At 41.4% G+C, this 1,907-nt stretch carries 3 protein-coding genes and 1 pseudogene; 1 reads left to right on the top strand and 3 read right to left on the bottom strand.

The window, feature by feature from the left end:
- The 3 genes from XEN7305_RS00075 to XEN7305_RS00065 all read right to left on the bottom strand — a co-directional run.
- Positions 1 to 478: NYN domain-containing protein (locus tag XEN7305_RS00075; protein WP_006507242.1), on the bottom strand; the 478-nt coding region annotated here is incomplete at its 3' end.
- A gap of 76 nt (positions 479 to 554) precedes the next feature.
- Positions 555 to 1,247 carry an energy-coupling factor ABC transporter ATP-binding protein gene (locus tag XEN7305_RS00070; RefSeq protein ID WP_052035109.1) on the bottom strand — a complete coding sequence of 231 codons (693 nt, stop codon included), beginning with the start codon at positions 1,245 to 1,247 and terminating at the stop codon, positions 555 to 557.
- 8 nt (positions 1,248 to 1,255) lie between these two features.
- Entirely contained in the window at positions 1,256 to 1,528 is a 273-nt protein-coding gene (locus XEN7305_RS00065; protein ID WP_006507240.1) for a hypothetical protein, read from the bottom strand.
- Positions 1,529 to 1,794: 266 nt separating this feature from the next.
- Between XEN7305_RS00065 and XEN7305_RS28420 the strand changes: the two are divergent.
- A pseudogene (locus tag XEN7305_RS28420) lies at positions 1,795 to 1,907 on the top strand (photosystem II D2 protein (photosystem q(a) protein)); the annotation flags it as partial.

The raw sequence follows: 1,907 nt of genomic DNA, 5'->3' as shown, positions 1-1,907 counted from the left end.
CCGCAGATTTCTTACTAGGTCGCTCATTTCGTTTTACTCTGCGTGAAGTGATTTCGACCTCTCCAGCAAGTCTTTGTGCGGATATACATTCTGCTCCATAACCCGTAACTGTTAATTTCTGAGCACGGTCATTAGTTGCCACGATCAGCCGCGAACTATGTTCTTGATATTCGGTATTTCTAAAGGAAGCACAAAATTTTTCGATATAAGTATCGGCAGTTTCGGCAAAAGCGGTGAAATGAACAGAAACTAAGGGAGTATATTTTTCGCTATAGCTTGGAGTATTTTGAAAATGAGCATCAAAAACTATTTGAGTGCGATACTCAACCATTGGCGCAAAATTTACCAAAGACTCTATGAGTACATGACGAGCAGTTTCTAATCCGTGATGATCGCGACTTTTCTTGAGGTCAGACCAACTGCCAATGATGTTGTAACCATCAACGAGAAGGAATGCCTGGTAAGGGGGAGCAGACATGACATTTATGTTAATTAATAAAAATTAAAACTGTTCCTCCATTGTAAAGAAAAATGTTAACAAAAACTTAAACTCATCAATATTGCTTTTGTAATAGTTTATTCTTCATGGTCATAGGATCTCCCTGAGCTGTTACTCGGCCATCTTCCAGGAGAAATGCTCCGTCACAATAGTCCAATTCTTCTAGGCGATGAGTTACCCATAAAGCAGTAATTCCCTGGGTTCTGACAAGATTTTGTACCTGCCTTACTAGCTCTATTTGAGTATCAGAATCTAGTAGCGCGGTGGGTTCGTCAAACAAAATAGTTTCACAGTTGCGAGCTAAGGCTCCTGCGATCGCAATTCGTTGTTTTTGCCCGCCGCTCAAAGCGTAAATCGGTCTCCTTTCGAGATCTAATAAATTCACTGCATCAAGAGCCGATCTGACTCGTTCTCGAACCTCAATCGCTGAAAGATTCTCCGCGACCAGACCAAAGGCAACATCAGCAGCGACAGTAGGCATCACCAATTGGAGATCGGGGTTTTGAAAAACTAAGCCAAAGGTGTTTGCGATCGCGGCTGTTCCCGAATCGGGGATTAATAAACCAGTAAGCAATTTTAAAAGGGTAGATTTGCCACTGCCGTTATTGCCTAGCAGCATCCAAAATTCACCTTGGGGTACTTCTAGAGAACAAGCTTGAAGTACCTTTTTGTCCGCCATCCAGCTAAAGTTGAGATTGTCAACTTTAATTGCTGATGGCTTTTCTAAATTCTGATGATATTTAGTCATCGATGAGTTCATTCTGCTGCAGTGGCAGAGAAGAATCCCGCAGCACGACCAGTTGCTGCTGCTCCTGATTTTTGGGAGATGATGGCTGCGACAATTGAGTCACTCAAGACGGCTACTTTTTTGCCTTCTTGTTTTTCACAGGTCAATTCTAAGACTTGAGTTTCTTGAGAATTCATGGCCGACAGGACTTGTTGGTAAACATTCTCTGCGTCATGGGCTTCCTTTTTTTCGATCGACATTGGTAAGGCGGTGTTTCTAACGATGATATCGATGGTGTACATATTGTTTTGTCTTTAGGTTTTTGAATCTGTTGCTGGATGCTATTTTTCGAGCGACGCCATAACATAGGGTGACATATTTTCACTGGGATGTGAGAATCTCACCTGGAAATTAATGCAGATTTCTTTTAATATAGTTAATAATAAGTAAAGAAAAGTAAACTTTTCTCATTGTCGTCTTAAGATGACCTAGATAGACCTACTTATTTAGATCTAGCAATAAATAACAAATCCCGAAATACTTTTTTTTATTAGGAGACTTCTCGTTTATGACAATAGCAGTAGGCCGCGTGCCACAGAGAGGATGGTTCGACGTCCTTGATGACTGGCTGAAACGCGATCGCTTTGTATTCGTTGGTTGGTCCGGTATTTTGCTTTTCCC

The organism is Xenococcus sp. PCC 7305 (assembly GCF_000332055.1).
Lineage (GTDB): Bacteria > Cyanobacteriota > Cyanobacteriia > Cyanobacteriales > Xenococcaceae > Xenococcus.
Note: the sequence above shows the minus strand (reverse complement) of the source record. Positions and strands in the feature narration are given on the sequence as shown.

Excerpts from the sequence above, each read along its gene's own strand:
- XEN7305_RS00070 (WP_052035109.1), bottom strand. The coding sequence starts at position 1,247 with ATGACTAAATATCATCAGAATTTAGAAAAGCCATCAGCAATTAAAGTT.
- XEN7305_RS00065 (WP_006507240.1), bottom strand. The coding sequence starts at position 1,528 with ATGTACACCATCGATATCATCGTTAGAAACACCGCCTTACCAATGTCG.